Annotated in this window: 31 protein-coding genes; 23 read left to right on the forward strand and 8 right to left on the reverse strand. The window is 47.1% G+C overall.

Annotated elements, in window-relative coordinates; genetic code table 11:
• Positions 1-175: 175 nt before the first annotated feature.
• Entirely contained in the window at positions 176-361 is a 186-nt protein-coding gene (locus ABIA61_RS21135) for a hypothetical protein (protein ID WP_283653297.1), read from the reverse strand.
• A gap of 541 nt (positions 362-902) precedes the next feature.
• Here ABIA61_RS21135 and ABIA61_RS21140 point away from each other — a divergent pair.
• On the forward strand, positions 903-1,772 hold the full coding sequence (locus tag ABIA61_RS21140; RefSeq protein WP_044644467.1) for a cation diffusion facilitator family transporter: 870 nt from the start codon (positions 903-905) through the stop codon (positions 1,770-1,772).
• 191 nt (positions 1,773-1,963) lie between these two features.
• Entirely contained in the window at positions 1,964-3,133 is a 1,170-nt protein-coding gene (locus tag ABIA61_RS21145; RefSeq protein ID WP_404581229.1) for a C40 family peptidase, read from the forward strand.
• A 140-nt stretch (positions 3,134-3,273) separates the two neighbouring features.
• Here ABIA61_RS21145 and ABIA61_RS21150 read toward each other — a convergent pair whose 3' ends face one another.
• Positions 3,274-3,441 (reverse strand): DUF1328 domain-containing protein, encoded by a 168-nt coding sequence (locus ABIA61_RS21150; RefSeq protein WP_134912682.1) that lies wholly within the window; start codon positions 3,439-3,441, stop codon positions 3,274-3,276.
• A 260-nt stretch (positions 3,442-3,701) separates the two neighbouring features.
• On the opposite strand from ABIA61_RS21150, the gene ABIA61_RS21155 reads away from it, so the two are divergent.
• The 11 genes from ABIA61_RS21155 to ABIA61_RS21205 all read left to right on the forward strand — a co-directional run bounded on the left by ABIA61_RS21155 (position 3,702) and on the right by ABIA61_RS21205 (position 15,740).
• Entirely contained in the window at positions 3,702-4,223 is a 522-nt protein-coding gene (locus ABIA61_RS21155) for a DUF948 domain-containing protein (RefSeq protein WP_283653293.1), read from the forward strand.
• Positions 4,224-4,274: 51 nt separating this feature from the next.
• Entirely contained in the window at positions 4,275-4,790 is a 516-nt protein-coding gene (locus tag ABIA61_RS21160; protein WP_404520797.1) for a hypothetical protein, read from the forward strand.
• Between the two features lie 100 nt (positions 4,791-4,890).
• Positions 4,891-5,232 carry a YflT domain-containing protein gene (locus ABIA61_RS21165; protein WP_283653290.1) on the forward strand — a complete coding sequence of 114 codons (342 nt, stop codon included), beginning with the start codon at positions 4,891-4,893 and terminating at the stop codon, positions 5,230-5,232.
• Between the two features lie 234 nt (positions 5,233-5,466).
• Complete coding sequence (locus ABIA61_RS21170) at positions 5,467-6,648, forward strand: PP2C family protein-serine/threonine phosphatase (RefSeq protein ID WP_283653289.1); 1,182 nt, start codon at positions 5,467-5,469, stop codon at positions 6,646-6,648.
• The gene (locus ABIA61_RS21175) at positions 6,632-10,330 is read left to right on the forward strand and encodes a response regulator (protein WP_404581230.1); all 3,699 of its coding nucleotides are present in this window, start codon (positions 6,632-6,634) and stop codon (positions 10,328-10,330) included. Before ABIA61_RS21170 ends, ABIA61_RS21175 begins: the two co-directional genes overlap by 17 nt.
• A 79-nt stretch (positions 10,331-10,409) precedes the next feature.
• Positions 10,410-11,279 carry a CheR family methyltransferase gene (locus ABIA61_RS21180; RefSeq protein ID WP_283653287.1) on the forward strand — a complete coding sequence of 290 codons (870 nt, stop codon included), beginning with the start codon at positions 10,410-10,412 and terminating at the stop codon, positions 11,277-11,279.
• Positions 11,280-11,298: 19 nt separating this feature from the next.
• Positions 11,299-12,969, forward strand: coding sequence for a response regulator (locus tag ABIA61_RS21185; RefSeq protein WP_283653286.1), 1,671 nt, complete (start codon positions 11,299-11,301; stop codon positions 12,967-12,969).
• A 112-nt stretch (positions 12,970-13,081) separates the two neighbouring features.
• Positions 13,082-13,420 (forward strand): STAS domain-containing protein, encoded by a 339-nt coding sequence (locus ABIA61_RS21190; protein ID WP_283653285.1) that lies wholly within the window; start codon positions 13,082-13,084, stop codon positions 13,418-13,420.
• Positions 13,421-13,438: 18 nt separating this feature from the next.
• On the forward strand, positions 13,439-13,891 hold the full coding sequence (gene rsbW / locus ABIA61_RS21195) for an anti-sigma B factor RsbW (protein WP_283653284.1): 453 nt from the start codon (positions 13,439-13,441) through the stop codon (positions 13,889-13,891).
• A complete protein-coding gene (locus ABIA61_RS21200; RefSeq protein WP_283653283.1) occupies positions 13,888-14,661 on the forward strand; it encodes a sigma-70 family RNA polymerase sigma factor in 774 nt (257 codons plus the stop codon). Before rsbW ends, ABIA61_RS21200 begins: the two co-directional genes overlap by 4 nt.
• Positions 14,662-14,771: 110 nt before the next feature.
• Positions 14,772-15,740, forward strand: a complete 969-nt coding sequence (locus tag ABIA61_RS21205) for a magnesium transporter CorA family protein (RefSeq protein ID WP_283653282.1) — start codon at positions 14,772-14,774, stop codon at positions 15,738-15,740.
• A 91-nt stretch (positions 15,741-15,831) separates the two neighbouring features.
• Here the strand turns inward: ABIA61_RS21205 and ABIA61_RS21210 are convergent, their stop codons facing one another.
• The 5 genes from ABIA61_RS21210 to ABIA61_RS21230 form a co-directional block, all read right to left on the reverse strand.
• Positions 15,832-16,245, reverse strand: coding sequence for a DUF5665 domain-containing protein (locus ABIA61_RS21210; RefSeq protein WP_283653281.1), 414 nt, complete (start codon positions 16,243-16,245; stop codon positions 15,832-15,834).
• A 97-nt stretch (positions 16,246-16,342) separates the two neighbouring features.
• Positions 16,343-16,747: a YtxH domain-containing protein gene (locus tag ABIA61_RS21215; protein WP_283653280.1), complete on the reverse strand. Its 405-nt coding sequence runs from the start codon at positions 16,745-16,747 to the stop codon at positions 16,343-16,345.
• Positions 16,748-16,788: 41 nt separating this feature from the next.
• Positions 16,789-17,046 carry a GlsB/YeaQ/YmgE family stress response membrane protein gene (locus ABIA61_RS21220; RefSeq protein WP_404520802.1) on the reverse strand — a complete coding sequence of 86 codons (258 nt, stop codon included), beginning with the start codon at positions 17,044-17,046 and terminating at the stop codon, positions 16,789-16,791.
• A 141-nt stretch (positions 17,047-17,187) separates the two neighbouring features.
• On the reverse strand, positions 17,188-17,901 hold the full coding sequence (locus ABIA61_RS21225) for a phosphatase PAP2 family protein (protein WP_283653278.1): 714 nt from the start codon (positions 17,899-17,901) through the stop codon (positions 17,188-17,190).
• A gap of 354 nt (positions 17,902-18,255) precedes the next feature.
• A complete protein-coding gene (locus ABIA61_RS21230; RefSeq protein ID WP_283653277.1) occupies positions 18,256-18,483 on the reverse strand; it encodes a DUF1128 domain-containing protein in 228 nt (75 codons plus the stop codon).
• 121 nt (positions 18,484-18,604) lie between these two features.
• On the opposite strand from ABIA61_RS21230, the gene yyaC reads away from it, so the two are divergent.
• The 4 genes from yyaC to ABIA61_RS21250 all read left to right on the forward strand — a co-directional run bounded on the left by yyaC (position 18,605) and on the right by ABIA61_RS21250 (position 22,138).
• Complete coding sequence (yyaC, locus tag ABIA61_RS21235) at positions 18,605-19,195, forward strand: spore protease YyaC (RefSeq protein WP_283653276.1); 591 nt, start codon at positions 18,605-18,607, stop codon at positions 19,193-19,195.
• An 86-nt stretch (positions 19,196-19,281) separates the two neighbouring features.
• On the forward strand, positions 19,282-20,076 hold the full coding sequence (locus tag ABIA61_RS21240) for an alpha/beta fold hydrolase (protein ID WP_283653275.1): 795 nt from the start codon (positions 19,282-19,284) through the stop codon (positions 20,074-20,076).
• 204 nt (positions 20,077-20,280) lie between these two features.
• Positions 20,281-20,937: a DUF6483 family protein gene (locus tag ABIA61_RS21245; protein WP_044644449.1), complete on the forward strand. Its 657-nt coding sequence runs from the start codon at positions 20,281-20,283 to the stop codon at positions 20,935-20,937.
• Entirely contained in the window at positions 20,924-22,138 is a 1,215-nt protein-coding gene (locus ABIA61_RS21250) for a class I SAM-dependent methyltransferase (protein ID WP_283653274.1), read from the forward strand. Before ABIA61_RS21245 ends, ABIA61_RS21250 begins: the two co-directional genes overlap by 14 nt.
• A 115-nt stretch (positions 22,139-22,253) precedes the next feature.
• Here the strand turns inward: ABIA61_RS21250 and ABIA61_RS21255 are convergent, their stop codons facing one another.
• On the reverse strand, positions 22,254-22,577 hold the full coding sequence (locus ABIA61_RS21255) for a dehydrogenase (RefSeq protein WP_283656328.1): 324 nt from the start codon (positions 22,575-22,577) through the stop codon (positions 22,254-22,256).
• A 144-nt stretch (positions 22,578-22,721) separates the two neighbouring features.
• Here ABIA61_RS21255 and uptA point away from each other — a divergent pair, with 144 nt between their 5' ends.
• The 6 genes from uptA (at position 22,722) to gatC (ending at position 26,117) form a co-directional block, all read left to right on the forward strand.
• Complete coding sequence (uptA, locus tag ABIA61_RS21260) at positions 22,722-23,336, forward strand: undecaprenyl phosphate transporter UptA (RefSeq protein ID WP_283653273.1); 615 nt, start codon at positions 22,722-22,724, stop codon at positions 23,334-23,336.
• Between the two features lies 1 nt (position 23,337).
• Complete coding sequence (locus ABIA61_RS21265; RefSeq protein ID WP_283657312.1) at positions 23,338-23,907, forward strand: thioredoxin family protein; 570 nt, start codon at positions 23,338-23,340, stop codon at positions 23,905-23,907.
• Between the two features lie 3 nt (positions 23,908-23,910).
• Entirely contained in the window at positions 23,911-24,540 is a 630-nt protein-coding gene (locus ABIA61_RS21270; RefSeq protein WP_283653272.1) for an MBL fold metallo-hydrolase, read from the forward strand.
• 244 nt (positions 24,541-24,784) lie between these two features.
• Complete coding sequence (locus tag ABIA61_RS21275; protein ID WP_283653271.1) at positions 24,785-24,994, forward strand: hypothetical protein; 210 nt, start codon at positions 24,785-24,787, stop codon at positions 24,992-24,994.
• Between the two features lie 80 nt (positions 24,995-25,074).
• Positions 25,075-25,461, forward strand: a complete 387-nt coding sequence (locus ABIA61_RS21280; RefSeq protein WP_014278076.1) for a hypothetical protein — start codon at positions 25,075-25,077, stop codon at positions 25,459-25,461.
• 368 nt (positions 25,462-25,829) lie between these two features.
• Positions 25,830-26,117 (forward strand): Asp-tRNA(Asn)/Glu-tRNA(Gln) amidotransferase subunit GatC, encoded by a 288-nt coding sequence (gatC, locus tag ABIA61_RS21285; protein WP_283653270.1) that lies wholly within the window; start codon positions 25,830-25,832, stop codon positions 26,115-26,117.
• Positions 26,118-26,134: the final 17 nt, after the last annotated feature.

Here is a 26,134-nt window from a genome sequence, read left to right on the forward strand (position 1 = left end):
CAGCTAACCTTCAGTAAATCGATAAATAAAAAAGAGGAGCTCCTTCAGGCCATTTATGATGGCGGCGGAGACTCCTCTTTTTCGTTTGCGCCATTACCAATGGCTCACACCGTCAGGGCTACAGGGCGAAGATAATTCTGCCTGAGTCCGATGCGGTATAGCCTAATGGGTTGGCTTATGATCCGCCTGTACGACGGCGTTGGTTGTTCGGCTTCTTCGTATTTTGGCTTTTCAGTGTTTTGGCGGAACCGCCTTGAAAGCCGCCCTGCTGTGAAGCGCCGGACTGCTGTTTTTTTTGTGCCAGCTTTTCCCGAATGGCATCTGCGAGATTAACTTTACGTGGTTCATTAGCATTGCTCATGAATAAATTCCTCCTGTTGCCGCCAAATTCATGTCAATCATGCTGGATTGAAGGAAAACGCGGCTGTGTCCCCATTTTATACGTTTTTAAAAGATGGGACAAGGGCAACAATGATAACATGACGACGGGGCGGGCCGGAAGAGGGGGTGCCTATTTTTTGCATAAAGGAAAAAAAGTTTTATATACCCCACAGGAATGGGGCTTGGCAATACTTTTTCGTTGTTCCTACAGCGATGCGGAGCGGAAAGACTGTTTCTCTAGACCCACACAAACATGGTCTGTTATCCTGAAAATAACTGTTACCCAACGGCAAATGGTTATTTTCAGGGCAGCTAAGCTGCTTGTTTAAAGGGCCATTGCATAGGGCAGTTAAGCTGCTTGATCGAAGGTTTATTTTCAGGCAGCTACGCTGCTATTTTTATTTTTGGTTGGCGCAGCATGGAATGGTATAAAAGTTTATCCTGACTTTACGGTTTTCCCGTGATTATTATGGTGAGAACGTTCTGTCGGGAACTCTAATTTTGAAGGAGTGTCCCCCGTTGTGGTGAATGTGTATGATGAAATACGAAAAGGTGAGCGAGGGGCATGGGTGAGCATTATCGCCTACCTTTTTCTGTCCGCTTTTAAGCTGATTAGTGGATATATATTTGCTTCCAGTGCGTTGCTGGCCGATGGATTTAACAACGTCACCGATATTGTGGTTTCCGTTGCCGTACTGATCGGGCTGCGAATATCTCAAAAACCGCCGGACTCCGACCACGCCTATGGACATTTTCGGGCAGAAACAATAGCGGCATTGCTGGCATCTTTTATTATGGCTGTCGTCGGTCTTCAGGTGCTTATTGACGGGATCGGAAGTATTTTCAGAGGCGGCAAGCAGACGCCTGATGTTACTTCCGCAGGAGTAGCGGTAATATGTGCGGTCATTATGCTGGGAGTATATATGTACAACAACAGACTGGCGCGGAAAATTAACAACAAGGCGTTACTGGCGGCAGCCAAGGATAACCTGTCAGATGCGCTCGTCAGTATCGGTGCAGCGGTTGGTATTATCGGGGCACAGTTTGGATTGCCATGGCTGGATACGGTTGCAGCTATAGCGGTAGGATTTATTATCTGTAAAACGGCGTGGGATATTTTCAAGGACTCTACACACAGCCTGACGGATGGTTTTGATGAGCAGGAGCTGTCAGACTTACGCAGCACGATTGCTCATATACCCGGTGTGGAGGGGATTCGGGATGTCAAGGCGCGGGTACACGGCAATCATGCTTTGGTGGATGTTGTCATAGAGGTGAACCCGCAACTCAGCCTGATTGAAGGACATCGGATCAGCGACCGGATTGAGGAACGCCTGCAAGAGGTTCATAATACGATGCATGTTCATGTCCATGTGGAACCCAAATTATAGATTATTTATTTAATAATTAGTGTTAAAAATGACTTTAGACCTATGTATAAAAGGTGTATGCGCTACCTTTTGTGACGTTTGGATTATATCTCTCTTCCTGTTGCTTTTACTATAATGAAAGCATGTCCGGCTATATTCGTCGGAATTGGACTTGCTCTTCAAATTCGTAAAAACAGCCAGGAGGTGCAACATTGAGAAGACGCGTGATGGGAATGCTCATGACGTCAGCCGCGCTGTTGGCAGCAATTCATGTGGCGCCGGGTCAGGTTGACGCAGCGGCATCGACAGCATCTACGGGACAGAAGGCGGTTATTCAGGCGGCTGTAAAGCTTAGATCCGGCCCTTCGACTACGGGAGATGTAGTCAGCTTTATGAAGCAGGGAGAGGCCGTAACGGTATTGGAGAAAACAAACAGCTATTGGTATAAGATCAAGACGTCTGATGGGGTAACTGGATACACAAGCAGCTCCGACAAGTACATAAAAGTAGGCGCTACCAGCGTCGCTGCTGCTGTCACCGAGCCTGCCGTCCGTAAACCGGAAGCCAAAGAAGTGCTTAAAACTAACAGTTCAGCCAAAGAGGCTCCAGCCTCAGTGAATAGTTCTGCCGGTCAAACGAAAGCTACGATTCAAACGTCCGTTCGTTTGCGGGCGGAGGCATCCACTTCATCCGAGGTTTTGGGCTATTTGAATGCAGGAGATATCGTCACCATTACAGATCCAAGTAACGCCTATTGGTTCAAGATTACCAATGCTGATGGCACGGTGGGCTATGTCAGCTCGTCTCCACAGTATATTCGTATTGGCGAGGGCGTTGTTGTGCAGCAGCCTGTGGCTGCTCCAGTAACATCTGCTCCTGACACCACCGCGATTCCTGCTGTAGCAACTCCTGCGGAAGCCATAAACTTGCCTTCTGGTGACGCAGTGGCTGCCATTGAACAGGTTATTAACACAGGGATGACTTATCTCGGTACTCCGTATGAATATGGTTCGGATCGTAACAGTACGGTTACTTTTGATTGCTCGGCATTTACCCGTCAAATTTTCCGTCAGGCTGCAGGTATTCAGCTTCCGGCGGATTCACGTTCACAGGGTGAGTGGATCAAGCAGAATAGTCAGCCAAACACAGACATGACCACGCTGAAACGTGGCGATCTGCTTTTCTTTACCAATTACAATGCGTCTTCCGGGGCGTATACGTCCTTGGACAATTCCTCCCAAACGATTACACACGTAGCTGTATATCTGGGAGACAACAAGCTTCTTCATACGTTTTCTGTAGCGGGTGGCGGTGTGAAAGTTACGGATTTCAGCAAGCCTTGGCAGGATCGTTTCCTGTTCGGGGGGAGCGTAATCCAATAAAAGCATCATTAACCTTAAAAAAATTCCGCATTAAAAATAGGATGTTCCACAACCCTGTAATTGGGGCGGGAACATCCTATTTTTAAAGCTATATAATGATATATCTTCACTACACTTGATTCAGACTTCTTCTATTACGCCTATGACGCTCGTCTTCTTCCGGTAAAGAGTGAAATGACGAACAACACCAGAAATAACACAAACAATATTTTGGCGATTGTAGCAGCTATGGATACAACGATACCAAAAAAACCTAAAATCCCGGCGATCACGGCAAAAACTAAAAATAAAGCGGACCATTTCAGCATGTTCTGCATCCTCCTTCAATTGTATATAATGTGGCATACTCACAGCCGGTAGAGCGTGGCTGCGAATGACGGCTGAATCATTTGAATCTTTCGTGGCTCTGCCATCGTTATATGTTGTTTTAAACCGTGCCCGAATCCGTGAAACATAGCGTCAGGAGTGGGGGGGAAGCAAGCTGCAACGTTGTTTCGTGTCTGAATGTAAGGGGTAACTATGCAGTAATCATAAACATCATCGTGAAAAACGAAAGAGAGGTTAGGCCATGTTAACACAGGTCAGTATTTTTATTATCGCTATCGCATTTGCAGTTCTCGTTATTTTCCTCATTAAAACACTTAAAGCAGCACAAGGCTCTCTGGAAAAGGCAACTCAGACTCTCCAGGATGTACAAAAAACGGTAGATGAACTGAGCTATGAAGTAAAGCAAACGGTTCGACATGCCAATGATATTACCGCTGATGTTGATCATAAATTGAAGCAGGTGGAGCCTGTAATGGAATCAGTTAAAAACTTGGGCGAGGTGCTTAACGAAGTCACTCTGGCTGCGAAGCAGGCTTCAGCGGCATTAATCACCCGGTTTCAGAAGCCGCATCATACGGTGGATAAAAAGACCGGTACAGAAACCGCGATTAAGTCAGCTGCGTCGAACAGGCCACAAACTTCAACGGAACGGACGGTTCATAGCTACAATGCGACCTACGAGGAGCCTGCAGCAAAGCCAGCCAAAAACTGGTTGGGTTATGTAGATATCGCTGCCGGGGTGTGGCAGAAAATGCGTCAGTAGCATAGTGGCTGAACCGTAAACTATAGGAAATTCATTGAAAGGGTGAGATTTATGATGAAGATATTGCTAGCTGCTGGTTTGCTCACTCCCTTTTCCGGACAGGATACGGTTCAGCAAGCCGTTTCCCCGCATACGGCGGGGCATGTAGTAAGGGCTGTGCAGACGATTCCCGCCAAAAATGCCGTACCGGCTGATTTTCATACGCTAAACGGTATATCTTTGGACGATACGCGTGCGGATGTATTGAAAAAACTGGGCAAGCCCCTTCAAGTAAAGGAGGATACGCTGCTGCTTTCTACGGAATATCAATATCCTGACGTCGTGGTCGGTATGCGAGATGATATGGTTTCTTATGTGCATGTAGATCCCGCTGCTGGACGGATCAAGGTCAATGACCAGTGGCTGCCGCTAAAACGGCAAACGCTGGATAAGGTGCTGGGTGGCTCACAATTTACGGCAGAGGACGGCGAGGTATACGTTCGTGGACAGCGTGCGATCAAAGTTTTTATGGATGAGGCGTCCGATAAGCCTAAATATGTCGAGTTTTTTGACGAAGCCGAATGGTAATGTTTCTAATTTTAAGAGCATGACATAACATGGAAGTTTCAAACGAATGTACAGCGTGTAATAGTCAGAGAAGTCAATCCTAATAAGGAGCGTGAGAAACATGAATCAGACCCATCATAAATCTTATGCCAAAGTGGTAGAGAACGGTGTACAAGCCATCGAAGCGGTGAATGAATTGCGCAACACGGGCTATCGTTATGAGGATGTGTTTGTGCTCGCTCATGATCAGGATCGGACGGATCGTATTGCAGATACAGTGGATGCCAAGGAAATCGGGATTAAGGAAGAGGGCGTTTTTGATTCATTAGCCAATCTGTTCCGTTCCCGTGGCGACGAGCTTCGCGCTAAAATTACTTCCTTGGGATTTACAGATACGGAAGCTGATTTTTACGAAAAAGAACTGGATCAGGGCAAAGTTCTGGTCATTGCCAAAAAAGCTTGATAACGCCGGTTGAGCAGGGAAATAGACTGGCATTAGAGCTGAAAAAGAGGATGCTGACCGCCGCACAAGTGCTTCGCGGTTCCTCCAAAAACATAGATAAGGAATGGGGCGAGGGCCTCATTCCTTATCTATGTTTTTGGAATGCCTTCTTATGGAAAGCTAATTCATGTCCATAAGGGCGTTGCCGCTTAAACAGGTAAGTATAATACATGGGTTACAGATAAGGAGAGAGAAATGAGAATCCTAATTGTTGACGATAATCCGACCAATGTCATTATTATTCGTGAAATATTAAAGAAAGAAAATTATAAGGATGTTATCTCTGCCAGCTCAGCCGCAGAAATGTTGGAGCATTTGGGGATCGGCGACCGTACCATTAGTCTGCGTCCTCGACCTTCCGATATTGATTTGGTTCTGCTGGATATGATGATGCCTGAAATGGATGGTATCGAAGCTTGCAGCATCGTGCAGGAGTACGAGCATCTGAAAGATATACCCATCATCATGGTAACTGCTGTAGGCGATTCCAAGAAACTGGCAGAGGCACTGGATGTAGGGGCCGTCGATTACGTCACCAAGCCTATTAATAAGGTAGAATTAATGGCCAGAATACGGCTTGCCTTGCGTCTCAAACAGGAAAAGGACTGGCATAAAGACCGGGACCAGCGGATTCAGGACGAGCTGAAGCTGGCCGCGATGGTACAGCAGGCTGTGCTTAGTCCTGCCATTCAAGACCCGGTGCTGCAAGTAAATGCCCTGTATCAGCCTTCCTTTGAACTGGCGGGAGACTTGTATTCCTGGTATCCGCTCGGGGAAGGTAGATATGCGATCATTTTGCTGGATATGATGGGTCATGGCATCTCTTCTTCACTGTTCTGCATGTTCATTGCATCTGTACTCAAAGATACCGTGACCACATACGTAGAGCCCGAAAAGGTGATTCAGGAGCTGAATCGTCGCTTTAATCAACTGGATTTGGGCAAGCAGCTCGTGCAGTATTATTTTACGGCGATTTATATGGTCATTGATACCCGTTCTCGGCGGATTGATTATGTGAATGCGGGGCATCCACCTGGGCTGCTGTTTAGTCAGGACGGGAGCATCACCAAATTTGACCGTGCGTGCAGTCCGGTAGGTTTATTTGATAAAATTGATGCGGAAATGCACACGGTCCATTATGAAGGAACGGGGCATATCGCTTTGTATACCGACGGCTTGCTGGAGGCCGTAGAGGGCGAATATGAGGAACAACTGGAGTATTTGACTGCGTGTCTGCGCAAGCATGAGGAATGGAATGAAGAAGCGATGCTGGATGCTTTTTTTCGTAAAGAAGCACCGCAGGATCGCGATGATGATAAGTGCCTGATCTGGATTTCATTGAAAGAGGGAGAGAGCTTGCATGAAAATCAGAAATAAACTGCTGATCGGCTTCGGGTCGCTTATGGCGATCCTCCTTGTGCTGACACTAATCAGCTATGATCGAATGGGGAGTCTGAATGAGCAGCTGAATCAGGTTTACCAGGACCGCTATATGAAGGTCCGAAAAACAACGGCCATTCGCGGTCAGGTGAACGATATGGCGAAGGTTATGGCCAATCTGATATTAAATCCGGGGTCCTCTGTCAGTGAGGCCAAGCGAGAGCTTGATGGTATTACTGCTTCCGGAACTAAGGTGCTGGAGGAATTGGAATCTGGTTCTGGTACCAGTGAGGAGCAGCAGCAAGTGGATCGGGTAGCGGCCGCTTGGAAAGACTTTTTGAGCTATGAACAAAGACTGATTTCCTTGTTGGGGCAAGACCGTATTGAGGAAGCAAATGCTTTCCGTAATAGTACGGGGTTACCTGCTCAACAGGAGGCGCTGGACAGTGTTTCTACACTTTCCGTTTTTCAGGATCGGGAAATAGATCATGATATGGAGCAAGCCAATCAGGCTTATCAGGAATCCGTGCAGATTACCACAATTCTGATGGTCGCCGGGCTACTTATGGGGTTATTGGTTATCTTGTGGGTGCTTCCAAGTATTGCGAAAGGTCTAAACATCGTTAACCTCATGATCAATGGCTTTGGCAAAGGAAAATACAGGGCGATCAGCCGAATGAACGTAGCCTCCAAGGACGAGATTGGGGAGGTTGCCCGTGTATTTCAGCAAATGGCTGGAGACCTGGAGGAAAAGCGTAAGTTCGAGCACTCCGTCCTTCAGACGCAGAAGGATCAAGCCTGGCTCAATGCTAACACGGCACGGGTGACAAAACTGTTCCGAGGCGTGAATTCACTGGAGCAGGTCGCACAGATGTTTATCAGTGAGTTTACGCCTATTTTGGGAGGCAGCTACGGAGCGATTTATTTGCAAGGCAAGCAAGTGGAAGATGATCAATTTAAGCTGTACGGCTCCTACGCGAAGGAGGTTGCTGAAGATTCGATCAAGGACGTTATCCATGTTGGCGAAGGCTTGCTTGGACAAAGTGTTCTGGATCGCAAACCGATCCTGATTACGGAGACTCCTGACGGATATTTGTCCATCGGCTCCGCATTAGGGGCAAGTAAGCCGGTGGGGATTATGATTTTCCCTGTATTGTTCGAGGATGAATGCATCGGTGCTGTGGAAATAGCGTCGCTGGATCGCTTTAGTGATCTGGAAACGAAGCTGCTTGCTCAATTAGTGGAGAGCTTGGGGATTATTTTGAACAACATCAAGGGACGGATGCGGGTAGAGCAACTGCTGCGCGAATCGCAGGCGTTGACTGAGGAATTGCAGTGCCAGTCCGAAGAGCTTCAAACCCAGCAAGAGGAGCTCAAGCGTTCCAACGAAAATTTGGAGGAGCAGACGGAGGAGCTTAAACGTTCGGAAGAGCTGCTACAGCGTCAGCAGGAGGAACTGGAGCATTTTAACACCGAGCTGATTGCCAAAACGAGAGCGCTGGAAGAGCAGGTTCGGGAAGTGGAGGAAAAGAACGACGAGATCGAACGTGCGCGTGCCCAGTTGGAGCAGCAGGCGATGCAGTTGGGCATCACAAGTAAATACAAATCGGAATTTTTAGCCAACATGTCGCATGAATTGCGTACTCCGCTGAATAGCTTGCTCATTCTTTCTCAGCTCCTGTCCGAGAACAAGGACGGCAATCTTAAGCCCAAGCAGGTTGAATATGCACAGACCATTTATATGTCAGGCGCAGATTTGCTGAAAATGATTGATGAAATTCTGGATCTATCCAAAGTGGACGCCGGGAAAATGGATATTAACCATGAGGCCGTCAACCTGAAAGAGCTGGAGATATTTGTGGAGCAAAATTTTGCTCCGGTCGCAGCCAAACGTGAGCTTCAACTCCATACCGAGATAGAAGAAAGCTTGCCGGAAGCCATTATAAGTGACGGTTATCGTCTCAAACAAATTTTACGGAATTTACTGTCCAATGCATTCAAGTTTACGACAGAGGGATCTGTTCGTTTTAGTGTATCAAGGGCAACCGGTGACCAGCTTCCCGGTTTTCTAAATCCGCATAAATCCTATCTGGCCTTGTCTGTACGTGATACGGGTATCGGCATTGCTTCGGATAAAACGGGTCTGATTTTCGAGGCATTCCAGCAGGTAGATGGAACAACCAGCCGTAAATACGGCGGAACTGGACTTGGCTTGTCGATCAGCCGCGAGCTTTCCAGATTGCTGGGCGGTGTCATTACAGTAGAATCTGAGCCGGGGCAGGGCAGTTGCTTCACACTGTATCTGCCGGAACAAACGCAAACAACAGAGGGAGCAGAGTCGCAATCGGGCACGGCACTGGATATGGGTGGCGTCGCAGCATCGGCAGAATCGGATTTTCCTATGCTTGTTCCCGCTGAGCAGCTGCCTATGTATCAGATGCCTTCGAAGGAAAAATCGGAGGACATCGTGCACCCGGGCGACGACCGTAACGATATTGCCTCGATGGATAAGGTATTACTGATCATAGAGGATGATGTTAAATTCGCTAAAATCCTGTACGATATGGCTCGTAGCCGTGACTTTAAGGCACTTATCGCTCTCCAGGGAGACGAGGGGCTGGACATGGCCAGATCCTATTTGCCGGACGCCATTATTCTGGATATTCAATTGCCTGTTATGGATGGTTGGTCCATTTTGGGTGAGCTGAAAGGAAATTCATCTACGCGGCATATTCCGGTACATGTTATTTCGGTTATCGACGATGTGAAGCAAGGCTTGATGATGGGCGCGATTGCCTATCTCAAAAAGCCATCTTCAAAGGAAAGTTTGGATAAGGCATTTTCACATATTAAATCATATACAGATAAAATGGTGAAACGTCTTCTCGTGGTCGAGGACGATGATAATCAGCGTAAATCCATTATTGAACTGATTGACCATGACGATGTTGCCATTACGGCGGTTTCGACCGGGCAGGAAGCGCTGAATGAGCTGGGGATGCAGCGGTATGACTGTATGGTGCTGGACCTCATGCTGAACGATATGACAGGCTTTGAACTGCTAGGCCGCATTCGGGACAATGAGCAACTGACCGATCTGCCGATTATTATTTATACGGGTAAAGATCTGGACAGCAAAGAAGAAACGCAACTGCGTAAATTTGCGGAGTCCATTATTATTAAGGATGTCAAATCGCCGGAACGGCTTTTGGATGAAACGACCCTGTTCCTGCATCGTGTCGAGGCGAATCTCCCTGAGGATAAACGTAAAATTTTGCAGAAGCTATATAACAAGGAAGAATTGTTTGAAGGTAAAAAAATATTGTTGGTGGATGATGATATCCGAAACGTATTCGCCCTGTCCAGCGTGCTGGAAGGCTACCGCATGGAGGTTACTTTTGCGGAAAATGGTAGAGAAGCGCTGGAAATGCTGGAACAGACACCTGATTTTGATCTGGTGCTGATGGATATGATGATGCCTGAAATGGACGGATATGAAGCCATGCGGCGAATCCGGCTGATGCCGCAATTCGAGAAGCTGCCTATTATTGCGCTCACAGCCAAGGCTATGAAGGATGATCGTTCCAAGTGTATTGAGGCAGGCGCTTCCGATTATGTGAAGAAGCCGATTCAAACCGAACAGCTTTTGTCATTAATGCGGGTATGGCTGTATTCGTAGCCCGAAAAAATGGGTAATATAAATCAACACATGATTGGAGCGGTACTGGCAAAACCTATTCAGGAATTGGAGAGAGATTATGACATCAAAGGATACGGCGGATAATGCTGCTATTGAACTGAAATCGAATGAAACGGAGCGGGAGATGATTGAGATTGAGCTGTTGCTGGAAGGCATTCATCGGCTGTACGGCTACGATTTTCGTAACTACGCTCTGCCTTCGATCAAGCGGCGTATTTATTATCATGCACAGTCCGAGAAGGTTAGCACGATATCAGGGCTTCTGTCGAAGGTGCTGCATGATCGCAGCGCCTTCGACAGACTGGTGCAAAGCCTTTCGATTCCAGTGACCGAGATGTTCCGTGATCCTGAGCTGTTTCTGAATTTCAGGCAGAAAATAATTCCGATTTTACGGACATATCCGTATATTCGAATATGGCATGCAGGTTGCTCGACAGGTGAGGAAGTATACTCGATGGCGATCATGCTGCATGAGGAAGGCTTATATGATAAAGCCCGTATTTATGCGACGGATATGAATAACCTGTCTTTACAGCAGGCGAAGGAAGGCGTATACGGAATTGATCGAATGAAGCTGTATACCAAAAATTATTTGGAGTCAGGAGGTACGCAATCGTTCTCCGAATATTACACAGCCAAGTATGATTCAGTGATGTTTCATCCTTTTTTACGTAAAAACATTATTTTTGCGGAGCACAACTTGGCGACAGACCGGTCCTTTAACGAGTTCAACGTTATTTTTTGCCGGAATGTCATGATTTATTTTAACGATGAACTTCGCAACCATGTACACGGGTTGTTTTATGATAGCTTGAGCCATTTTGGCGTATTGGTGCTTGGGGCCAAGGAATCCATACATTTTACCGATTATAGTGATTCCTACGAGCCGCTGGACCGGGTAGAAAAAATATACCGGAAGATTAAATAGAGATGCTTAGGAGGATCCCATGGGGCTTCATGAACCGATTCATATACTGCTGGTAGATGACAGACCTGAGAACCTGCTCGCTCTTGAAGCGGTGCTGGAGAGTGAACAATATAATTTGGTAAAGGCAACATCCGGGGAAAAAGCACTGCGATGTCTGTTAAAAGATGAATTCGCACTGGTAGTCCTTGATGTGCAAATGCCGGGTATGGATGGAATTGAGACTGCAAAGCTGATTAAGGCCAGAGAGAAGACGAAAGATATTCCGATCATCTTCATTTCCGCTAACAGTAAGGAAGCGGAGCATTTGTTTGCCGGTTATTCAGCGGGTGGTATTGATTATATGGTGAAGCCATTCATCCCTCAAATTCTCAAGTCCAAAATTGAAGGCTTTGTGCAAATGTATCTGACCAACAAACGCCTGAAAACACAGTCCATGCTGCTTCATCAGAAGACGCATGAGCTGGAAAAGATGAATAGCGAACTGATTGCCGCCAAGGAGGCAGCCGAAATCGCAGCCAATGCCAAAACGGAGTTCCTGGCTATGATGAGCCATGAAATTCGGACACCTATGAATGGTGTGATTGGCATGATTGACCTGTTAATGGGAACAGAGCTGCAAAGCGATCAGCAGGAATATGCCGATATCATTCGCCGCAGTGCAGATGCGCTCGTAGCGGTCATTAACGATATTCTGGATTTTACCAAGCTGGAGTCAGGCAAAATGGAGATAGAGGAATATCCGTTTGATCTGGTTTCCTGTATCAAGGAAGTTTTCAGCCTGTTTACGGTGGAAGTAAATCGAAAGAATCTGGAGATGGATTATTTTCTGGATGAGCAGCTACCGCCAGTGTTATACGGTGATATGGGAAGACTGCGTCAGGTTCTCATTAATCTGGTATCCAATGCCGTCAAATTTACAGATCGTGGTGGTGTATATGTCTTTGCATCGGTCAAAGAGTGTAGCGACGAAGGACTTACCATTGAATTTTCCGTGAAGGATACAGGCATTGGTATTGAGCCCGCCAAGGTTGGAAGGCTGTTTCAGCCCTTTTCCCAGCTTGATTCTTCGATGACGCGCAAATATGGTGGAACTGGTTTAGGGCTCGCTATTTGCAAAACATTGGTGAACATGATGGGCGGCGATATCCGTGTGGATACAAGTGGAGAGCAGGGGGTAACATTCCATTTTACAACGAAGCTTGGCTTTGCTCAGGAAAATGAACTGGAGGGAGAGTCCAGTCACGAATGGGAAATTCCCCATCAGAACTCCTCAAGCCGTAAACCTGTACTGGTCGTGGATGACCATCCGATCAACCAGAAGCTGATGGTCAATATACTGGATAAGCTCGGTTTGGCTTCGGATGTGGCAGCAGACGGGCAACAGGCGCTTGATATGGTCATGGCTAACCAGGATTATGACTATATCTTCATGGACCTGCAAATGCCTGTGATGGACGGATTAGAGTGTACGGGCAAGGTGCGTGAACAATTGGTGGGAAGGTCACAGCCTGCTATTATCGCCATGACAGCGAATGTGATGGAAGGTATTCAGCCCCGATGTATTGAGGCTGGAATGAACGATTATATTAGCAAACCCGTGAAAATCAGCAGTGTAAAACAGGCTCTACTGCGGCATTCTCCGAATCATTTTCCAATGCAATCAGGCAAAGACCAAATTCACGAGGCGTAGCCTGATGCGTAGATGGTGACATTTGGAAGGTGCAGAAAGCATCATACGGTGATTCAAGCGATCGTATAATGGGTTAGTATGTAAGGAAATCTTTTTTCGGGAGAGTAGGCCTATGAATACTAATAAAAATGAGAAGTTCAATGCGATTACAGAAACAAGTGAAGGAGTAAATACCGTTTACCTTAGCGGAGAGCTGGATCTTTCGGTGGCACCTGATTTTCGTCTGGTGATGGAGCCTTTGGTGGGGGAATCCGGCCAGGACTTGATTATTAACTTAAAAGAACTTAAATACATTGACAGTACAGGTATCGGTATTTTGTTATCTATTTTGAAGGCAAGGCATGGGATGGAGTCCCGGTTTGCCGTTCAGGAGGTACCACCTCAAATACAAAAACTGTTCGATATGACCGGTATTGCCAAATTCTTTGTCCCCCAGGAGAATTCCCAATAGGAAAGGAAAGAAAAAGAAATGAATGCTCAAATTCAAAAAGTTATTCTTAATTTGCCGGCAACTGCTGACTTTGTCGATATTGTAAGATTAAATTTGTACGGAATTGCCGCGAAAATGGGATTCTCTTACGAGGATATAGAAGACATGAAAGTGGCTGTATCTGAAGCCTGTAATAACTCTGTCCTTTATGCTTACGGTCATGAAGGCGGAGTGGTGGAAGTAACATTCGAATTTGACGAAGCTTCGTTGTCCATCCGCGTCAAAGATGAAGGGGAGAGCTTTGAACGAATGGAGAACCCGTCCCGACTTGCATCCTTGCATGACAAAGAGCTGAATGATGCGCAGGTAGGCGGACTGGGCTTCTATCTCATGCAGGCGCTTATGGACGATGTCCATATCTTGAATGAGACTGGAAAAGGTACGGAAGTCGTGCTTGTAAAGCGTCTGGTCAGAAGCGAGGAAAAAGTATGAATGAAAAGGTAACTCCCCCGGAGTCGATGGATGAAGCCGTTGGTCTAATCTGGGAGTACCAGCGAACCAAAGATAACGAGATTGCTACCGTACTGATCCGCAAGTATGAGCCGATGGTCAAGATGGCTGCCGGGAAAATCTCCCGTAACCGTCCGGACTTATACGAGGATTTATATCAAACCGGTCAGATGGCATTGATACGTCTGCTTCAGCAATACGATATCAGCTTGGGTATCCCCTTTGAACCGTATGCAATGAAAAGTATGCTGGGACATATGAAAAATTATTTGCGCGACAAATCCTGGTACATTCAGGTTCCCCGCCGCATCAAGGAAAAGGGTGCGCTCGTTCAGCATGCCATCGACGAACTGACTGTTAAACTGGAACGTTCGCCGAATGTGAACGAGATCGCGGAGTATTTGGACCTTACTGTGGAGGAAACGATCGAAGTGCTCGCAGGCCGTGAGTGCTACCATTATGTGTCACTGGACTCACCTTTATCCCAGGAGGAGAGTGCGGCTACGTTAGGCGAGCTTATCAGCTCGGATGCCAATGACTACGACACCGTGGAAAAACGAATGGATTTACAACAAGCTTTAAGCCAGCTTAAAGAGCAGGAACAGAAGGTGCTCCTTCTGGCATTTCAGGATGGTCAATCTCAACGTGCGATTGCGCAGACCTTGGGCGTATCGCAGATGAGCGTATCCCGCATCCAGAAGCGGGCGACCGAGAAGCTGAAACAGATCATGTCTAATTCTTCTATCTCATGAGTGAAAGACGACCTTCATGGTTTCGATTACTGGACGTCACATCGTAAGGACACGCCATTCCATCAGGGAAGCGTGTCCTTTTTTAAAGCGGAAAAGGAGGGGGAGGAAGGGTGAAATCTACGGCAGAATTTGAACAGATTTCCTCCTTTCGCGGAGGGTGGGAATGGTGGGACATCGGCGCTACAGACTGGCAGGACCCCATTATACAAGAGCTGAAAGAGAAACTTCCGGAGGCCCGGGAATGGCTGGACAAGGTAGAGGACATCCCATCCAGTTTTATTTCTGTGCGCTTTCTGGATGGCGTTCAACCCTTGATATGCGGATCGCTGATCTATTCCATTCAGGAGGAAATCGACAGTCAACGCGATTGTAACAAGTTCTATTTTCTGGTCCTTGGCCAGAAATTAGTGACCTTAAACCTGGATCAGAATACCCGCGAAATCATGCACACGGCCGAACGTCAAAAAATGCTCGACCGATGTGAAAGTGCAGCTGATGGCATGTTTGTACTGGCAAGGGCAGTTCTTCATTATTTTCATACGGGGATGGACAAATTCGAGATTAACCTGAGAAAACTGGAAGAGAATATGGAGAAAAGAAATGCCCGTACGCTAATGGACTCCATATTGAATGCGCGTTTTGAGCTGTTGTATTGGAGTAATATGTTCATTCCATTTTCAGAACTGGTAACGGCTTCCCGGGAAGCATATCTGGATGAGCTGGAGGAAAATCGCTTTTTTAAGCAGCTACTTCACCGTGTCAATCGAATGGAAGGGCTGTTTCGGCATTATGAAAAGGAAATTGACACGTTGATCTCCATTGACGATGCCATTTCTGCATTTAGGGGAAATGAGATTACGAAGACACTCACCATTGTAACAGCCGTATTTACGCCTGCAACCGTAGTGGGCGCCATTTGGGGCATGAACTTCGAGAACCTGCCCTGGATCAAAACAGGCTGGGGCTTCACCGCCGTGATTGCGGCGACCCTGTTAAGTATGGTGGGGATGTACGGCTGGCTGATGATGAAGGGATGGACAGGAGATTTGCTGAAAGCTAACAAGCGCAACAAGCTCTAGCTCAGTCATCCAAAATGTACAGATAAAAACGATCCATGGTAATGGGCTACGTGTACGCACGAACCTCTGGTTACTATGGATCGTTTGCCGTCTAATTTCCGCCTTGGCTCATTTTAATATAGCCCAGCAGCTCGGCAATAAAATCTCCGATGATCGGAAGATTCAGTTGTACAAGGAAGCTGAGCAGCCAAGCGAGCAGAGCGAGTATGACAACCGTACCCAGCGTAAGGCCAAGCCCCCTTGCAATGCCTGCGGTCAGGTTACTGATGATCCTTTTTTTAGGATTGGAATAGGTTTCCAATACATCGCGAAATTCTACTCTTTCCAGCATGTCGGCTATTTGATCTAAGCGCTTATTAAGCCGCTTCACCTCATGACGCAGTTCAAAAGGGTGCTCATTCACATCAAAATCCCTTGTTTGATCCTGACCCTGTCGGGGATGAAAGGTCCGTTTGTTGTTTACGCTAAGATTATCTCCATACGAGTTTGGCTTGCTCATCGTCATCCCTGCCTTTCTGTCATCTAAAAAACAGCCAGCTTCGTGCATGCTGGCTGTTCAGTGCTTTAAGGTCTATTCTTGTTGTACACAGAATTCCCTGTCATTAGGAAGTGGTGTTTAATTGTTTTTGCGTTTCCTTGGCAGCTTGGGCCGTTGCATCCATAATTTCTTGATCAGCCTTGACTGCTTCATCAGCAACATCGGCAGAGGCTCTGGCTACGCTGGATAAAATAATGTCTTTACTACCAGATATGGTTTTAGCTACATCTTCTGTTTTAGTGGAAACCGTTTTAGCCAGATCCGTTGCTTTGTTGCTGACTACGGATGCAACGTCTTTTGTTTTATCGGCAACCACTGTAATTTTATCAGACAAATCGCTGCGCAAATCGCGACCCGGCTTCGGCGCGAACAGCAGGGCTGCCGCAGCACCAATCAAACCTCCGATGAATAAACCCTTTGCAAAGCTTGAAGTATTACCTACCGTATTTTGATTATCAATGTTACTCATGTCATATCACTCCTCTTATAGAATAAAAAAATATATAAATGTTAGGTAGCACTTCTTAAAAGCCTGGACACAAGTCCGAGCAGGAACACAAATAATGCGGTTCCGAGTATGGCAGGAATGACTGCAAAATCACCGATGACCGGACCCCAGTTTCCCAGCAGCGTGACACCGAGCCAAGCTCCTACAAATCCGGCGATCATAGAGCCTGCAATGCCGCCGGGCATTTCATGGCCAGCGAGAGCGTCGCCAATCAATCCGATAATAATAGCCATTACTATACTTAATACTATTCCCCACACACGGATCGCCTCCTTTATCCTTCAGTTTAGCAGAATCATAATGCTTTTTGTGAGTGCTGAGTTTAGAGTGCTGCGTTGTCTTGCTTACTTCGTATATAAACGCCGTGACTCCGTGTGAAACAAGAAACCGTCTCGAACCGCTTACGGGCGGGGAACAGAAGGAGGCAGAGAACCCTGCAGCCGTGCTCGCCAATAGATAACAGGAACGGTAAACACGAGCCAAATGATTCCTGCGATATAACCACCCGCTATGTCGGTTGGAAAGTGAACCCCCAGATAGACACGGCTTAGCCCGATCAGGAGAATCAAAAGTACGCCAAGAACGCAGGGAAGGAAGATAGAGCACTCATGAATTTTTCGTTCTATCGCCCAAATGGCAAAAATCATGCCGTAAAATCCCATGGAAATCATGGCGTGCCCGCTGGGAAAACTATAGCCGCCGACTTCTACCAAATGTTGAAGGGATGGGCGCTCCCGTTGCAAAACTTCTTTAATGAGCGTGTTCAACACCCACATGGCCGTAAAGCTGCTTATTACTGCAAAGGCATAAGCTCTCGAACGGAGATATACCCGGCACAAGGCGGCAATACCCAGGGCAATGAGTAAAGAGACACGGAAGGAACCGAAAGACGTAATGAATACAGCGACAGGCAGGGGCTTGTGATGAGCCGCCGTTGTGTCTGGAAAGATTGCAGCCTGAATGCGTTCATCCCAATATAAAAAAGGAGCTGTACCGATCCATCGAACAATGTAGGCAATGAGAAGCAAAACGGCAATCAAGACGATGGATGCGTACAGACTGCGACGTAAATAGTATGGCAAAAAACGGGATGGCTGAGGTTCATGGGACAGCATATGTAGGGAATCTCCTCCTTATGGCTTCGTACATAGATTTATCTTTTCGTACTATAAACTTAACCAATATTGAACTTGAGAGCAAAACGTGACTGGAGCACCGCTCTGTTAATTAAAAATACAAGCTAGAGGTAATGTGGAAGTGTCTGAACTAGTGTTGGCAGATCTATGATAAAGACATCCGCGAAGAAATCCATCAGAGAATGAAAAAAATAAAGCTCGTATCCCGTTGCGCGTCTGTTGATGCGAACGGAGATACGAGCTTTATTTACGGGCACAGGCCGCTACCATGAACAGTGTCACCCAAGATGGTAGGCTGTAAGTAAGCTAAACGGCGTGCATCTGTCTTCTGATTCAGGAGGGATTACGTAATCTGCCCAGCTCGGAGACGATGGCCTCGACTTCTGAAATACTCAGATTAGGCTTGCTTATCACCATTTCATAGACATCACGGAGATCCTCGTATTGCTCCAGAGAGAAAGCGGAGGACTGCATAGCAGCGCCACTCGCCATACGAAGCTTGGTTTTGATGCCTTCAATCATATGTTCAATGTTGGCATGAGACGGTACAGACAAATCCATCGTTAATGTTCCATCCTTTCATAATCAGGGGAAGTTGCCTGTATTGTACCATGTTTTTGTTGTAGAATGTACTGAAAGTCAGATTATCGGTCAACGGCCGGATCAAGGAGGATGGACGAAGGTGTCTTTGTATAATCGGGCTTCCGTATCCAGGCGCTCTTCTTTAGACAGTAATGCAGAAAAAACAGATCGCAAAGGGCTCGTACCGTTTTTTCGGGAAATTCATTCTCTTCATGAGGTGAATAAGCTGACCTTTGTTTGTATCGGCACGGATCGTTCGTCAGGCGATACACTGGGACCGCTGGTCGGCACCATGCTTATGGAACAGGGCTTTCCACATGTGATAGGCACCATGACTGAGCCGTGCGACGCGGATCATCTGGTTTCGTATTTGGAGCGTATTCCCCAGGACCATCATGTGATTGCCATAGACGCTTGTCTGGGGCAGCAAGGATCGGCGGGGATGTTTCTGGTTGCCCGTGAGCCGCTAACTCCGGCGCGTTCGGTCGGACTGGCCCTGCCGTCTGTCGGAGATTACAGCGTCGCAGCCATTGTGAATGAGCGTAGTCCCAAACCCTACTGGACATTGCAAATGACATCACTACATCTCGTCATGACGATGGCTGCACACATAGCCCATGCTGCGTCTTGCGGGTTTGGCTTAAGAGCAGATTCGCAAGAATTTCCAGAGGGATACCGTTTCAGATATTGATGGTCTGCTTAATAATATACATCAGCATGTTCTAATCATAATATATTCGCACCAATAGATTATATACAGAGAAAGAAGGGTTCCACATGGAAAAGGTACTATGTGAAGGAACGACGATCTGCTATGCCGAACAGGGAAAAGGAGAGCCCATCATCCTGTTGCACGGATTTTGTGGAAGCTCTTCCTATTGGGATAAGGTTGTTCCATTGCTGTCCCAAAGCTATCGCTGCATTGTTCCGGACTTGCGTGGTCATGGACGTAGCGATGCTCCGCTTGGAGCCTACACGATTGATCAAATGGCGAATGATGTGCTTAAGCTTCAAGAGCAACTGGACATTCCACAGGCTGCCTGGTTCGGCCATTCCCTAGGGGGCTATTTGACGCTTTCTGCGGTACAGCGCCATCCCGAGCGACTTACAGCCTTCGGGCTGATTCACTCCACCGCCTATGCGGATACAGAGGAAGGAAAAGAAAAACGGAACAAGGCCGTATCCACCATTCAAACAGAGGGAATCACCGCATTTGTAGATGGACTCGTTCCCGGACTTTTTACTCCACAACACGTAGAGTCCTTTTCGGATCAGGTGCTCAAGGTCAAAGAAATCGGTTATAAAACGCCGCCACAAGGAGCCGTAGGCACATCTTTGGCGATGCGTGAGCGTTCTGACCGCCGTGACGTGCTGTCGGCTTCCACCTTGCCCACTCTGTTAGTGGCGGGGGAGCAGGATCAGGCGATTCCTCCCGCCCGGACGTTTACGACGGATCGGGCCGGGGTCACTCAGGTCACCATATCTGAAGTTGGCCATATGAGCCTGTTCGAAGCGCCGGAACAACTGGCACATGCCATTTTGGCATTTTTACAACAAAACATCCAGCAGTAAGCCCGAGCAGCAAAGCCAAAAACCGGAACCATCTGGTGCAAATACAGAGGGTCTCCGGCTTTTTTGCGTTTTAAATTGATTTTGGTTGTACAAACTGGTTTCCGTCTTGACTGAGTCATTTGGCTTTTGCACAAGGATGACTTACAATCAGAAGTGTAATGGTTCCTGGTTGTCGAGGCATCGGGATGAAAGGAAGGGAACGGCTTGCTCAGAAAAGATTATTTGCTCAGTATGATGGAAGAAATGACATCCGCAGTGGCATCGGTGCTCGGTCTAAGGCGTGAAAATAAACACGTCGAAGCGCTGAAACAACTGGATGACCTGCTTAACAAGCAGTTTCGTCTTCGTTCAGATTTGCTCAGACGATTGCCGCCGGAACAAATTATTGAGCTTTTCCGACTGGGTCCCGGTATTGAAGCGGACAAGCTTCAGCAGGTGGCTCGCATATTGGAAGAAGAAGCCGCTATTTACCTGGAAACCGACAGAACAGACGAGGGGATACGAATCTTGATTAAATCCCTTCATCTATACTTGTACAGTGATTTGAATGGCGCGACCCGTGACATTCAGGTTCTGCCTGAACGAATTGCGTGTATCGTCAATTTGGTTCGGGAATATGAGCTACCAGCCGATACAAGCAAGCTGCTGGCTGTCCATTACGAGCGAGAGGACAGACTGGACGAGGCCGCTGATGTCTGGTTCGGACTGGCATGGGAGCAGCCGGAGCTGCTGCCAGAAGCAGAGGCATTTTATAATCAATTGCTGGATAAGACTGATGCGGAGCTTCAACGGGGTGGACTTTCACGCCGGGAAGTAACCGAGGGTTTGGTCGAGATTACCCAACTACATGAAAGAAAGTGAGATGTACCTTTTGGATTCACTGCGTGAACTTATATACCAACTAACTACAGGAGGATCCCTCATAACCGCGACGCTGAGTCAGCTTCGTAAACGGGAGGATGCTTCCTTTACTAAAGTGCAAATCAAGCCTGTGGAATTGAAGAACAAGCTGCATTACCAGTTTGCTTTTCATTACAGCAACAAAGTCATTCATGAAAACCTGCCCCCTGACGAAGCTAACGAGCGCATGACCGCCTTGTTTGAGGACACGTTCCGTCAAGGACTTTTGTGTGCGAAGGATGCGGACTATCAGGTGCTGATCAGTAAAAAATATAAAGTGTCTATTTTGACAAAATCACCGAGCAAAAGTACAGCCGACCTGTCTCATAACCGCAAAAAGCAATATGTGCTGGAAGAAGGAGAACGGATTCCTTTCCTGATTGAGCTTGGGATTATGAATGAGGACGGCAAGGTACTGGCCCGCAAGTATGATAAGTTCCGCCAAATCAACCGTTTTCTCGAAATGGTGCAGGATGTACTGCCTAACCTTCCCGTAGGCCGCCCGTTAACCATTGTGGATTTTGGCTGCGGCAAATCATATTTGACCTTTGCGCTGTATCATTATTTGGCAGTACAGCAAAAACGACCTTTGCAGATCGTGGGTCTGGATTTGAAGGCAGATGTTATTGAAACCTGTAATCTTCTGGCTCAAAAGCTGCAATACCGCCAATTGGAGTTTTTGGTCGGTGATATCGCGGACTATAACGAGCTGGAGCAGGTGGATATGGTCGTGACTTTACATGCCTGTGATACCGCAACGGATGCCGCGCTGGAGAAGGCAGTTCGTTGGGATGCATCTGTCATTTTGTCGGTTCCGTGCTGCCAGCATGAGCTGTTTAGCCAGTTGGAAAATCCGGTGCTGGAGCCATTGCTTTCCCATGGTATTTTGAAGGAGCGCTTTTCAGCGCTGGCAACAGACGGTATCCGGGCCAAGCTGCTGGATATGATGGGATACCGGACACAGTTACTGGAATTTATCGACATGGAGCATACGCCTAAAAATATTTTGATCCGTGCCGTCAAAGGGCAAGCAGGGGAACGCTCTGTTTTATGGCGTGAATACACGGCATTTCGGGATTTTATTCATGCTGATCCTTATTTGGAGCGTGCTTGTGCGGATTTGCTTCCCGAGGGAGCAGGGCAGACGAAGAAACAGGGATAGAAATATAGCAAAAGTGGGGCCACTGCGGGGTGGCTCCACTTTTTTTGTAAATCACAGTTTACAGTTGCCGTTACAGGTTGCTCCCTTTGCGTAGCCTATTCTTGGATACGCAGAATTATCCGCCATAGGCACTTCTAAAGGCAGTGCACAAAACGGCGCGATCTACCTTCCACAATGCCGCGAGTTCCTCACTGACATCCTCATCCCACCAGTCGCACAGTAGTCTGCGGTTGCTGTGGTTTTCGGCGATCCAGATGAGGTGTCCAGCGACCTTGCGGCAGTACAGCTCCTCGCCCTGCTTGACCAGCTCGGGAGCGATGTGAAGAGGCAGACGCTTGCAGGTTCGGTACAGCTCTTTGCTGCATGCGCGCCGGATACCACGAGCCGTGGGTAAACGAGATTGTGGATTGTTATGTTTGGGGATTTTGCCGGGAGGCATATCATATCCCCTCCTCTCTCTCACAACTTATGCGGGCAGAAGAGCGAGGGTCACTGACCTCCCTGTTTGGGCGAAGTGGCGACTTGTTCTGCCGCTGTGATACACTAATGAAAATAGAGAAACAGGCAGGGAGTGGGAAGAAAAATGGACCATATATCTAGTATCATTAATTATTTGTTTGAGATCATTCGTAGTCTTGGGTATTTTGGTATTATGCTAGGCCTGATGGTTGAGGTCATTCCAAGTGAAATTGTCCTCGCTTATGGGGGCTTTTTAGTTTCCTCGGGTCACATTAATTTTTTTGGTGCGGTCGTGTTTGGAACCATTGGCGGAGTGCTGGCACAACTGTTTATTTACTGGATTGGACGCTATGGCGGCAGACCGGTATTGGATAAGTACGGAAAATACATACTCATCAAAAAAAGCCATGTCGACCACGCCGAAGCCTGGTTTAACAAATACGGCACAGGGGTCATTTTCACAGCCCGCTTTATCCCTGTTGTGCGTCACGCGATCTCCATCCCTGCCGGGCTGGCTCGCATGAGTGTATGGCGCTTTATTGTTTTGACGACGCTAGCAGTTATACCTTGGTCTGTTCTGTTTATATATTTAGGAATGCTGCTTGGAGACAAGTGGGAGCAGATTGACGAAGTGGCAGCACCTTATATCAAACCGATTTTGCTGGTTGCCCTTGCGCTCTTGATCATTTATTTTGTTATCAAATGGATTGTGTCCAAAAAGAAGAAAGGGAGTGTATAACATGAGTCGTACTAACGTGTCGCAATATTTTGGAAAAGGTCTGAGCCCCGAACAGTTTATGGAGGGGATGGAAAAGAACAAGGAAGCCTTCCGCTCCGGGTATGATCAGTTTGTGTGGAACCGTGAAGAGGACCGTGAGTATTTTGAAAGCCTGAACCATCGGGACGACCTGCGTGTACTCATTTTGGCCGCCGACTGGTGTGGAGATGTAGTTCGCAACGTGCCAGTTGTATTCCGCGCGCTGGAGAATAGCGGGATTCCGACTGAAGTACTGATTTTGGAAAATCATCAAGCGCTGATGGACGACTTCCTGACGATGGGCGGACGTGCTGTGCCGATTGTGATTTTTGCCGATACAGGGGGTCATGTACTGGGTCACTGGGGACCGCGCCCTACACATGTTCAACAAATTATGATCGGGTTCAAACGTGAAAATCCAGATCGGGAAGCCGATGATTATCAAGAAAAAATTGCGGTGGCCCGTAAAGAAATGGCTGAGAAATATGGGGAGGGAACCGAGGTTCATCCTGTAATTGTTCAGGAATTGCGCGAGCTCATCTCGGGATTTTAAAATATGACGTTGTCTATTCGCAGCTATAATCTGGGCCCGCTCCAAACGAATGCCTATTTGCTTCAGGGGGATGACCCGCAGCGTGCCGTTATCATTGATCCTGGCATGAATCCGGGTTCTTTGCTGAGAGCCATTGAGTCACTGAAGATTGAAGCCATCTTGCTGACCCATGCTCATTTTGATCATATCGGTGGAGTGGATGAGATTCGCAAAGCGAAGGGCTGTCCGGTTTATCTGCACCCTTTGGAGCAGGACTGGCTTACATCCCCTAAATTAAACGGCTCTTTGATGTGGCCCGAGGCATCCCCGCCGATCTCGACGGAGCCTGCCGAATATGATTTGGCGGAAGGTCAGCAATTGAACCTGATCGGGCATACATTCAAGGTGTTCCATACACCTGGGCACTCACCCGGAAGCGTCAGCTTTTTGTGTGGTAAGGACTTGTTCTCCGGCGATGTATTATTTCGTCAGGGTGTCGGCCGCACAGACTTGACAGGTGGGAGGGAACGGGACTTGTACGATTCCATTCAGAACAAATTGTTCCCGCTTGGAGATGACATTACGGTGTATTCCGGTCATGGTCCCAAAACGTCCATCGGGTATGAGAAAGCCAACAATCCGTATATACGATAAAAAGTGATGAATGTTTTCAGCTGGGGCATAATCAAGGTTGTGACAGGTTTTGCCCCATTTCGACAACAAATTATAAATTATGTATAGACAAAGGTTTTTATTTTTGTTAACATACACATATTGAAGTTACATACTAAACTCGCGAAGCACGCAAGCTGTGGATGAATCCCGGTTTGCGTTCTTTTTTTTGCCCATTAAGAGGATAAAGAGGCATTTGGCCGTCAGATCACAAGGGGGAGCATCAATGAAAAGGAAGTATATATCTGGGTTACATCGTGAGAATGGAGATAGCCGCCATTTTTCCATAAAGACAGAAGACGGAGCTTCTGTGCAAGGTTCTGAACCGAAGGTAATAACTTGGAAAAAGGTAACAAAACAGGACGGAACCATTGCACAGAATTGGCACACAAGGCTGAATGAGTACAGACTGGGACGTGGAGACGGACAGTTTTGAAGATACATAGATGATATAGACAAGCTACTTTTTTTTTAGTAGACTTAGCAGATAAGTTCAGACAAACGGGGGGGCTAACGATGCATCATTTAGGAACTAGAATTATGATCGTCGCGGATGCTTTTGAGCAGAATCTTCCTGTAGGCGAACATGGTTATATCATTGCTTACGACCGTAACGCGGACAATGCTTTTGACTATGTCATTCGCGTCCCGAAGGTGAATCGCAACTTTTTTGTACCGTCCGGGGACATCGAGCTGGAAGAAAGTATTTTGAAGCTGGAAGCCGAGCGGATTGAGCGTGAAGCGCTGATAGATTACGCCCTTGCTACGCATAATGAGAAGCTGTTCAGACATGTGATGAACGGTGGTCTTGATTCGGTAGAGGTTGAGGAAGAAGAAACCGCGACAGAATTGTTGTCACAGGCTGATTTTATTAGACAAGTCAATTTACGTGCTTGGATATAGGGGGGGCGGCTAATGCCGACTCTTTTGAAGAATATATAATTAGCACGTTTTTAGCTCCTATCGCTTTTCGAAAGAGCACCGAGAGGTGCTTTTTTTTATATACATTTAGTAACATTTACCGCTCTGCTATACAGTTTGATTCTGTACCGCGTCAAAGATTGAATTGTAAAGGGTTCTATCCTATAATTAAAAACGTTATTTCAAAGTTCGGTGCAGCATTTTTGATATCAGGATTTTGCAAAATTTGATTCCAGTCGCTCTGAAGTGCAATATATAGACGAACTAGACCCTTTCGATCTATATATTGTTCATTGGAAGTCGCTTATTGGATTTTTGCAAAATCCTCTTATACACGAGGAGGTTTTTGTATGAACATTTCCACGGAAGATGTCCGTCACGTAGCCAAGCTGTCCCGGTTGAATCTGACCGCAGTCGAGGAAGACACAATGACAGGGCAATTGAACGCTATTCTTCATTATGCGGAGAAGCTGAATGAGTTGGATACGGAAGAGGTAAAACCGACCACTCATGTGCTGCACGTCAGCAATGTCATGCGGGACGACGAAGTTCGCGAAAGTTTGACACACGAGCAAGTGATGCGCAATGCACCTGAAGAAGAAGACGGACAGTTTAAAGTTCCTGCTGTTCTGGAATAGATTTCACATTTGAAAGG

The organism is Paenibacillus sp. RC21 (assembly GCF_044907935.1).
In the GTDB taxonomy this organism is placed as follows: Bacteria; Bacillota; Bacilli; order Paenibacillales; family Paenibacillaceae; genus Paenibacillus; species Paenibacillus terrae_A.

What these genes read in the sequence shown, in the direction of transcription:
- ABIA61_RS21135 (WP_283653297.1), bottom strand. Translation starts at nt 361, where the DNA reads ATGAGCAATGCTAATGAACCACGTAAAGTTAATCTCGCAGATGCCATT.
- ABIA61_RS21150 (WP_134912682.1), bottom strand. Translation starts at nt 3,441, where the DNA reads ATGCTGAAATGGTCCGCTTTATTTTTAGTTTTTGCCGTGATCGCCGGG.
- ABIA61_RS21155 (WP_283653293.1), top strand. Translation starts at nt 3,702, where the DNA reads ATGTTAACACAGGTCAGTATTTTTATTATCGCTATCGCATTTGCAGTT.
- ABIA61_RS21160 (WP_404520797.1), top strand. Translation starts at nt 4,275, where the DNA reads ATGATGAAGATATTGCTAGCTGCTGGTTTGCTCACTCCCTTTTCCGGA.
- ABIA61_RS21165 (WP_283653290.1), top strand. Translation starts at nt 4,891, where the DNA reads ATGAATCAGACCCATCATAAATCTTATGCCAAAGTGGTAGAGAACGGT.
- ABIA61_RS21170 (WP_283653289.1), top strand. Translation starts at nt 5,467, where the DNA reads ATGAGAATCCTAATTGTTGACGATAATCCGACCAATGTCATTATTATT.
- ABIA61_RS21175 (WP_404581230.1), top strand. Translation starts at nt 6,632, where the DNA reads ATGAAAATCAGAAATAAACTGCTGATCGGCTTCGGGTCGCTTATGGCG.
- ABIA61_RS21180 (WP_283653287.1), top strand. Translation starts at nt 10,410, where the DNA reads ATGACATCAAAGGATACGGCGGATAATGCTGCTATTGAACTGAAATCG.
- ABIA61_RS21185 (WP_283653286.1), top strand. Translation starts at nt 11,299, where the DNA reads ATGGGGCTTCATGAACCGATTCATATACTGCTGGTAGATGACAGACCT.
- ABIA61_RS21190 (WP_283653285.1), top strand. Translation starts at nt 13,082, where the DNA reads ATGAATACTAATAAAAATGAGAAGTTCAATGCGATTACAGAAACAAGT.
- rsbW (WP_283653284.1), top strand. Translation starts at nt 13,439, where the DNA reads ATGAATGCTCAAATTCAAAAAGTTATTCTTAATTTGCCGGCAACTGCT.
- ABIA61_RS21200 (WP_283653283.1), top strand. Translation starts at nt 13,888, where the DNA reads ATGAATGAAAAGGTAACTCCCCCGGAGTCGATGGATGAAGCCGTTGGT.
- ABIA61_RS21210 (WP_283653281.1), bottom strand. Translation starts at nt 16,245, where the DNA reads ATGACGATGAGCAAGCCAAACTCGTATGGAGATAATCTTAGCGTAAAC.
- ABIA61_RS21215 (WP_283653280.1), bottom strand. Translation starts at nt 16,747, where the DNA reads ATGAGTAACATTGATAATCAAAATACGGTAGGTAATACTTCAAGCTTT.
- ABIA61_RS21225 (WP_283653278.1), bottom strand. Translation starts at nt 17,901, where the DNA reads ATGCTGTCCCATGAACCTCAGCCATCCCGTTTTTTGCCATACTATTTA.
- ABIA61_RS21230 (WP_283653277.1), bottom strand. Translation starts at nt 18,483, where the DNA reads ATGGATTTGTCTGTACCGTCTCATGCCAACATTGAACATATGATTGAA.
- ABIA61_RS21240 (WP_283653275.1), top strand. Translation starts at nt 19,282, where the DNA reads ATGGAAAAGGTACTATGTGAAGGAACGACGATCTGCTATGCCGAACAG.
- ABIA61_RS21250 (WP_283653274.1), top strand. Translation starts at nt 20,924, where the DNA reads ATGAAAGAAAGTGAGATGTACCTTTTGGATTCACTGCGTGAACTTATA.
- ABIA61_RS21255 (WP_283656328.1), bottom strand. Translation starts at nt 22,577, where the DNA reads ATGCCTCCCGGCAAAATCCCCAAACATAACAATCCACAATCTCGTTTA.
- uptA (WP_283653273.1), top strand. Translation starts at nt 22,722, where the DNA reads ATGGACCATATATCTAGTATCATTAATTATTTGTTTGAGATCATTCGT.
- ABIA61_RS21265 (WP_283657312.1), top strand. Translation starts at nt 23,338, where the DNA reads ATGAGTCGTACTAACGTGTCGCAATATTTTGGAAAAGGTCTGAGCCCC.
- ABIA61_RS21270 (WP_283653272.1), top strand. Translation starts at nt 23,911, where the DNA reads ATGACGTTGTCTATTCGCAGCTATAATCTGGGCCCGCTCCAAACGAAT.
- ABIA61_RS21275 (WP_283653271.1), top strand. Translation starts at nt 24,785, where the DNA reads ATGAAAAGGAAGTATATATCTGGGTTACATCGTGAGAATGGAGATAGC.
- ABIA61_RS21280 (WP_014278076.1), top strand. Translation starts at nt 25,075, where the DNA reads ATGCATCATTTAGGAACTAGAATTATGATCGTCGCGGATGCTTTTGAG.
- gatC (WP_283653270.1), top strand. Translation starts at nt 25,830, where the DNA reads ATGAACATTTCCACGGAAGATGTCCGTCACGTAGCCAAGCTGTCCCGG.